At 63.7% G+C, this 7672-nt stretch carries 6 protein-coding genes; 5 read left to right on the top strand and 1 reads right to left on the bottom strand.

Features of this window, described 5'->3' with window-relative positions; all coding sequences use genetic code 11:
- Positions 1-532: 532 nt before the first annotated feature.
- Positions 533-2059, bottom strand: coding sequence for an aldehyde dehydrogenase family protein (locus tag AB0J29_RS06125; RefSeq protein ID WP_364780590.1), 1527 nt, complete (start codon positions 2057-2059; stop codon positions 533-535).
- Between the two features lie 400 nt (positions 2060-2459).
- On the opposite strand from AB0J29_RS06125, the gene AB0J29_RS06120 reads away from it, so the two are divergent.
- From AB0J29_RS06120 to AB0J29_RS06100, 5 genes are all read left to right on the top strand, one after another.
- Positions 2460-3467, top strand: a complete 1008-nt coding sequence (locus tag AB0J29_RS06120) for an ATP-binding cassette domain-containing protein (protein ID WP_364780086.1) — start codon at positions 2460-2462, stop codon at positions 3465-3467.
- 115 nt (positions 3468-3582) lie between these two features.
- The gene (locus AB0J29_RS06115) at positions 3583-4350 is read left to right on the top strand and encodes an ABC transporter permease (protein WP_364780587.1); all 768 of its coding nucleotides are present in this window, start codon (positions 3583-3585) and stop codon (positions 4348-4350) included.
- On the top strand, positions 4347-5201 hold the full coding sequence (locus AB0J29_RS06110) for an ABC transporter permease (protein ID WP_364780083.1): 855 nt from the start codon (positions 4347-4349) through the stop codon (positions 5199-5201). Before AB0J29_RS06115 ends, AB0J29_RS06110 begins: the two co-directional genes overlap by 4 nt.
- A 656-nt stretch (positions 5202-5857) precedes the next feature.
- Positions 5858-6151 (top strand): type VII secretion target, encoded by a 294-nt coding sequence (locus tag AB0J29_RS06105; protein WP_364780080.1) that lies wholly within the window; start codon positions 5858-5860, stop codon positions 6149-6151.
- A gap of 35 nt (positions 6152-6186) precedes the next feature.
- Complete coding sequence (locus tag AB0J29_RS06100) at positions 6187-7653, top strand: hypothetical protein (protein WP_364780077.1); 1467 nt, start codon at positions 6187-6189, stop codon at positions 7651-7653.
- Positions 7654-7672: the final 19 nt, after the last annotated feature.

Raw genomic sequence — 7672 nt, 5'->3', positions numbered from 1 at the left:
TGCACGCGCGTCGAGACTCGCGATACGTCGCATGCGCTTCGACGACTCGGACGCGAGACGGGCCGCGAACGGGTCGCTCGTAAGACTCGCTCCGTTGTGGTCGCTGACGGCGGATCGTTCGGCACCTGGTGCACGCGCGTCGAGACTCGCGATACGTCGCATGCGCTTCGACGACTCGGACGCGAGACGGGCCGCGAACGGGTCGCTCGTAAGACTCGCTCCGTGGGGGTCGGTGCGGGTCGGGCGTTCGGCGCCTGATGTGTACGGGCCGGGCGGTGGAGTTCGGTGCTTGTGGCGAATGTATTTCGACGGCTCGGGTGTGGGACGGCTGCGAACTCGTCGCTTGTAGGACTTGCTTCGTGGTAGTCGGTGATGGTGGGTCGTTCGGCAGTAGATGCGCGCTCGCGGGATGGTCGAGTTCCGCGCGTGTGGCGCATGCGCTTTGGCGGCTCGGACGCGAGAGGGCCCGCGAATGTCGCTCGTAGGACTCGCGCTGTTGTAGGTGCGGATAGCGTGATCCGCGCACTTGGGGTCAGCTCGAGCGACCGTGTCGCATCCGGAAGATGGCTTTGGCGGTGCGCAGATGTCGTGGATGCCGGTCGAAGGTGGACAGATTCACCGGCGCCCGGTACCGCTTGCTCGTGATCGCCAGCGTCCGGCTGAACTCGCGCAGTCCCTGGTCGCCGTGATGGTGTCCCTGCCCGTATTCGCCCACCCCACCGAACGGCAGTGCCGGAATTCCGGCGTAGGTGGTCGAGGAATTGATGGTCACGACGCCGACCCGCAGTTGCTCGGCGAAGGATTCGATACCGTGCACATCGCGGGTGAACACCGATACCGCGACGCCATTGCCGACCGCGTTGATCCGCTGCGCCGCCTCGTCCATATTCGCGACCCTGTTGACGATCAGCAGCGGCCCGATGCCCTCGCCGGTGATCGCGAGGCTCTCCTCCGGTACCTCGGCCAAGACGATCGGTTCGATATACGGATCGCGAATCGAATCCATGCCGCCCACCACCGCGCGCCCGCCCCTGGCCAGCGCGTCGCGCACCTGCTTGCGCACCACATCGACCTGCGATTCCAGAATCATCGGACCATAGGACGCGCGCTTATCCGCGCCGGGCCGCAGCCGCCGCGCCTGATCGATCACCAGTTCCAGGAATCGGTCGTATACGGAGTTGGCGACATAGGCCCGCTGGATACCGGTGGAGTTCTGACCCGCATTGGCCATCGCGCCGAACACCGCGGCCTCGGCGGCCTCGTCGAGTTTGGCATCGACGTGAACCACCATGGTGCCCTTGCCGTTTCGCTCGACCACCACCGGTGTCAAGGTCTGCGCGCACAGCGTGATCACCTCGCGCGAGCCCGCATCCGAACCGGCATAGGCGATTTTGTCCACCTTGGCGCGACACAGCGCAGCGGTAGTGGCGTGATCCCCGGTAACAACCTGCAGCACAGGCTGATTCGGTGCCAGCTTGTTCCAGCTGTCGGCCAGCCAGACCCCGACGCCGGTGGTGAGTTCATCGGGTTTGAACACGACGGCATTGCCCGCGGCCATCGCGTAGGCGATCGAGCCCATCGGGGTGAACACCGGGTTGTTCCACGGTCCGAGCACACCGACCACGCCGAGCGGCAGATAGCCCACGGAGGCATGCTGATTGCGGGTCAGCCAGGTGGAGCCGAGCTTGCGCCGATCCAGCACGCGCGCAGCGTTGCGGGCCGCCCAATCCAGATTCTCGACGGCGTGCATCACCTCGATTGCCGCGTCCGCCGCTGGTTTTCCGGTTTCCTCGGACAGGATTTCCGCCAATTCGCCTGCGCGCTTGGCGATGCTGTGTTTCCAGTCCAGTAGCCAGCGTTTGCGGGCGCTGAATCCCAGTTTCGCCCACCACTTTTCGGCGGAACGCGCGGCGCGCACGGTGCGGTTGATTTCGCCCGAGCCCATCACGGCATAGTTGCCGACGATTTCGCCGGTGCGTGGGTCATAGGACGTCAGCACGTTCGGTCGGCCCGTTCCTCCCGGATGCGTTGCCAGCCTTGGCTGCGCGGTCTCGGCCATGGTCACCTCTCGCAGGGTCGATCCGCCGCAGACCGCTGAACGCTTGGCGAAGCAGCGCTGCCGCAAACGAGTGAGTGCAGGTTCCCCCGTGTAGCAGACTATGGTCGCCGCGACGGCCCGACAAGGTGTCACTGTCGCCCCTACGCTGCCCTTCGAGGGCCGCGACCAGCGATGTTCTCGGGTCCGGCGGATCGACGGAAAGAAATGTGAGTAAGGACACAGTTGGGGCGCTGGCCGGTGGGTATAGCGCGCTCGGCCATGCGGGGATGCCCCGGCCGGTAACATCACGCCTGGCGGCAGGGATCACTAACCGGGACATATTCATGCGCGCACTTCGGCGACCCAGATCGTCGCCGTGCCATCCCCGCGAACGCCGCCGATCAGACACAGTGGAGAGTTGATGCCGAGCTTGAACCAAGCGGATTCGCACACCAGCGAGCCGCCACCCATCGATGGTGGTGACGCCGCGGTCGTGGTTGCCGATGTCCGAAAGTCATTCGGCGATGTGCACGCCCTGCAGGGCATCAGCTTCACCGCCGAGCGGGCGAACGTGCTCGGCATTCTCGGCCCCAACGGCGCGGGCAAGACCACCATGGTCAAGGTGCTGTCCACCCTGCTGCGGCCGGACTCCGGCACCGCCGTCGTCGCCGGCCACGATGTGCAGAAGGATCCAGCGGGTGTGCGCCGCTCGATCATGATGACCGGCCAGTACGCCGCGCTGGACGAGAACCTCTCCGGCCGGGAGAACCTGGAATTGTTCGGCCGGCTGATGGGCCTGAGCAAAGCTGCCGCCCGCAAGCGCGCCGACACCCTGCTCGAGGAATTCGATCTGGTGAGCGCGGGCCGTCGCGCGGTGCGCCACTATTCCGGCGGTATGCGTCGTCGGGTCGATATCGCCTGCGGTCTGGTGGTGCGCCCGGAGGTGGTGTTCCTCGACGAGCCGACCACCGGTCTGGATCCGCGCAGTCGCCAAGGTGTGTGGGATCTGGTGACCGCGCTGAAGAATCAGGGCATCACGGTGCTGCTCACCACGCAGTATCTCGAGGAAGCCGATGTGCTCAGCGACAACATCATCGTCATCGATAGGGGCACGGTGATCGCCGAGGGCACCGCCGACGAACTCAAGGAGAAGACCGGCGGCAGCTACTGCGAGGTGGTACCACTGGATCCGACCCAGCTCGGCAAGGCCGCCAACGCACTCGGTGATCTGGTGCCCGCCGCCGTACTCGCCGATATGAACGGCGGCGACCGGCTCTCGATTCCGGCACCCGACGGCGCTACGACGCTGTCGGAGGCATTGCGCAGGCTCGACGCCGCCGGTATCCAATTGGCCGATATCGCGCTGCGCAGGCCCTCGCTCGATGATGTGTTCCTCTCCATCACCGGCCACTCGGGCGGCCACGCGTGAGCGAGCGAACCATCAATACCGGACTTGAAGTCACGACGGATCCGAGCGTCAGCGAGGCGAAGTCGTGAGTTCTGCAACTGTTGATCGGGCTGATTCGGCGCTGCTCTTCGCCGAGCTGCCCACCGCCAAGCTCTCGTACTTCGCGCAGTGGCGGGCGCTGGCGGGACGCATTGTGCGGACCATGGCCGTCAAGGGCGAACTGATCGTCGCGATGATCACCCCGCTGGTGTTCACACTCGGCTTCTATCTGCCGCTGCGCTTCATCATGAAGTTCCACGGCATCGACTACGCCCAGTTCGTCATGCCGATCATCGTGCTGCAGACCATGGCGTTCACGATGATGTCGAATGCGCAGCTGTCCGCATATGAGGCGCTGACCGGTCTGAGCACTCGACTGCAGACGATGCCGATCGGCGCGCTGGTGCCATTGAGCGCACGCGTCGGCGCGGGCCTGGTCCGTTCGCTGACGGCATTGACCGCGGCGATCATCTTCGGCTACATGATCGGCTTCCGGTTCGTCGCCGGACTCGGTCAGGCCGTGCTGTTCTGCGTGTTCTCGATCGCGGTCGGTACTGTGCTCGCACTCGGCGCGGACGCGCTCGGCAGCCTGACCAAGAGTCCGGAATCGCTGAGTCAGGCATTGACGCTGCCCACTTTGATCTTCGGCATGCTGTCCTGCGGATTCGTCCCGGAAAGCAGCTTCCCGATGTGGATCCGGCCGTTCGTGCGCAATCAGCCGATCTCCCAGTTCTCCTTCGCACTGCGTGATATGGCCCAAGACGGGGTGAGCTGGGATGTGCTGTGGGTGCCGCTGACCTGGCTGGGCGGTATGGCGGTCGTCTTCACTCCGTTGGCGATCTGGGCGAGTGTGAGGCGGTCATGAGTTCTGTCGAGACCTTGGAGCGCACCGAGGTGGAAGGATTCGCCCCGCTGCCGCGGGTGGTCACGCGGTCCGAACGCGCGCTGTCGACCTGGATCGCGCACAGTCTGATCCAGTGCAAGCGGCTGCTGCTGGTGTGGGCACGCGATCCCGCGACCACCATCCAGACACTGTTCTATCCGGCGCTGACGCTTTTCATGTTCCGCGTCGTGCTCGGCAATCCGATCACCGCGGCCACCGGTATACCGAGCATCTACGGACAGGTCGCGCTGATCACCTTGGTCGCGGCAATGTCCGGTGCGGTGGTCAGCGCACTCGGGTTCAAGAGCGAGAAGTACACCGGGCTGCTCGGTCGGTTTTGGACCATGCCGGTGCATCGGGCGGCCGGGCTGACCGGCAGGCTGTTCGCCGAGGCGGTCCGCGTGCTGGTCACCACCCTGTTCGTGATTGCGGTCGGCTTGATCCTCGGCTTCCGCTTCGGGCAGGGTCCGCTGGCGGCCATCGCGTTGATCGGCATTCCAGTGCTGTTCGGTGTCGGCTTCGCAGTGCTGGTCACGGCGCTGGCGACCATTACCGAGGGTGTCATGCTGGTCAGCATCATCGGCATCGTCAATTCCCTGCTGATGTTTTTCAACTCCGGGTTCGTGCCCGTGATCGCCTATCCGACCTGGTTGCAGGACATGGTCGCGAATCAGCCGATGAGCTGCGCCATCGAAGCCATGCGCGGGCTGTCCTACGGCGGCCCGGTCGCCGAGCCGCTGCTGAAAACCCTTGCCTGGACCCTCGGCATCATTGCCGTCTTCGGCTACCCGGCCGTCCGTGGCTACCGCCGCGCCGCCGAAACCGGCGCTTAATTCGCCGGAAAACACGTGAGGGCGGGCACTCGGCCCGCCCTCACGTGGTTCACATGACGACCTAACGCAGGTCGGCTACATGTGCGTCGTATTGGCCGCCGATGCAGATGGCCCACACGAGCCCGTCCGTCCGGACGTGGCCTCCGCCTGCCTCGCACTGGGCCGGCGTGACAGCCTGACCGGCGTCCTCCGGATGTGCCTGGGCGAGCGGCGCCGATATCGCACCGACAATTCCCGTGGCGGCGAGGACCGCCAGGAAAACCGATGGAACCTTACGAGAGCATGTCAAGGTACTCCCCCTTTTTTGTCGAATCATTTGATGACGTTGCCTCCCAAGTTGTTTGGACTCCCACGAGGCAAATCAGACGTTAGCGGAGGATCGTTGGCGACACAATGGCGAATCAAGAAGAACTCATCCGCACTGGGTGGTGTCGTTCGGTGAGCTCCAAGAGCGCTGAGCCCGCCCCCACCGCTTCGGTGCCACCCGCGTTGAGCATGTCCACGAGGTCATGGACTGGGACATCACCATCTTGCACGGAATTTGTTGTACAACTTGGTGATTCATGAACCGGGGATGATAGATTGCGAACAGCACTACCGCAGGGCAGTTCGCGAACGCATGCGGGAAACAGGGGTTTGGAATCGCAGGGGGCAGGATGCAAGTCAATCCGGACGAGCTACGCGCACTAGCAGCTTCAATGGACAAGATTAGCGTGGACATAAGCGCATTGAAGGTGCAGTCCAAGACCAATGCGGCCAAAGAGGCGTTGCCAGGCTCCACGCTGGGCGAGGCATGCGCGGCTGCGGGTGATCAAGTCGAGGCTGCATGGCTGCAAATGGCTATGTGCTGCACGCGAGTCTCCAATATCGCCAAGGGCGGCGCGGCCAATTATGAAGTGACGGATAAGGACTTCAGCGATGGCCTGCAGGCGATGGGCGGCGCACAGTGAGATTCGACAACCTATCCGCGAGCGCGGTCCCGACGTTGACTCAGGTCCAGACGCAGTGGGAGCCGTGGAAACTCAGTGAGGCCGGCCAGGAGATCAGTTCTCGCAGTGACGATTTCGTCGCGCTTGCCGAGGGGACGGTTACCCAGATCAGAGATGCTGGTGTGCACTGGAGCGGCGAAGCGTACTACGCGGCGTATGACCGAATCGCCGGCAACCGCGACATCGCGAAAAAGGTTGCCGCCGAAACCAATACAGTCGCAGAAGAGATGATCAACGGGGGGAGCACCCTCACTGGTTACCGGCAAACGCTGCTGGATAAAGTGACCGACGCGACGACGGCAGGATTCACCGTTTCGGAGAATTGGACGGTTACCGCGTCAGCCAACAGCGACAGTAACGACGACCAAGCCCTGAGCGACCATCAAACGACCATCACTACCGCGCTCAACGAGATGCTCGCCGCCCAAACCGGCATTATCGCCGCGATCGAGCAAGCGACCGGCGGTGTCAAGACCCAGCGGGAACAGCTCGGTTCCGGAGACCCGATCGAGGGCGCCACATTGTCGCTCATCAGTCAACCGAATTCGGACCCGAACCAGACGTTGTCCGGGCAGCAGCCCGACAGCACGAGCGCGGCCTCAGCCACCGAACAGTCCGGCGAAGACCCTAAATCGTCAGCAGTCGGTACGTCGGTTGGCCAGAACCAATCCACGGGCACGACCCCGGAATCCACCAACGCGCAAAGCACTCTCGGCAGCGGGAAGCCGATCGCAGACACAACGTCCGCGAAAAAGGATGAGGAAAACACCGACGACAAGGGCAACGGAGGCAAAGGTAACGAAGGGGACAGTAAAAACCAGAAAACCACCCCCGAATCGACAACAAAGCCCCTGACTACGACATCGACCGGTGCCGCCAGCGACCCTAATTCCTGGAAGCCATCGGATGTCACGGCCCTGATCACTGCGGTAGGCACGATCACCGGAAAGGTTCCCGACTTGCTGACGGCCGTCGGCACCCTCGAACACAATTTCGCTGAAGTCGTCAAGGCGGGTGGCGACGCCGGTAAGAGCCTGATCGAAGCATCAGGTGCTGCCGCCGAGAAAGTAATCACGAGCGTAGACCACGCCGTCAACCACACGTCCTCATCCGCCCCTGGCACCCCCGCGGCGAATAACGGGATAACAGCCAACCCTCCGGCGAATAGCCCCACCACTACTCAGCACGACACCAACACTGACCACAACACGTCAGGCGATAACAAATCCACGGACAAACCATCGACGGCCAACCCCCCCACCAGAAACGTCTCTGACATCGCGCCGTCGACCGATCCCACCTCCACCGCCAGCCCGGCAGCAACACCCGACTCAACGGCACCCGCCAGCACCAGCCTGGTTGGATTACCACCGGTGACGCGACGTGAGGAAACCGGAAAAACGCGCCGACCCGACGTGCCGGCCACACCAACAGAAGTCGTTGCTGCTCAGTCGGAAGATTAGGGACGGGCAAACGAACGAA

The organism is Nocardia sp. NPDC049707 (assembly GCF_040674855.1).
GTDB lineage: Bacteria > Actinomycetota > Actinomycetes > Mycobacteriales > Mycobacteriaceae > Nocardia.
Note: the sequence above shows the minus strand (reverse complement) of the source record. Positions and strands in the feature narration are given on the sequence as shown.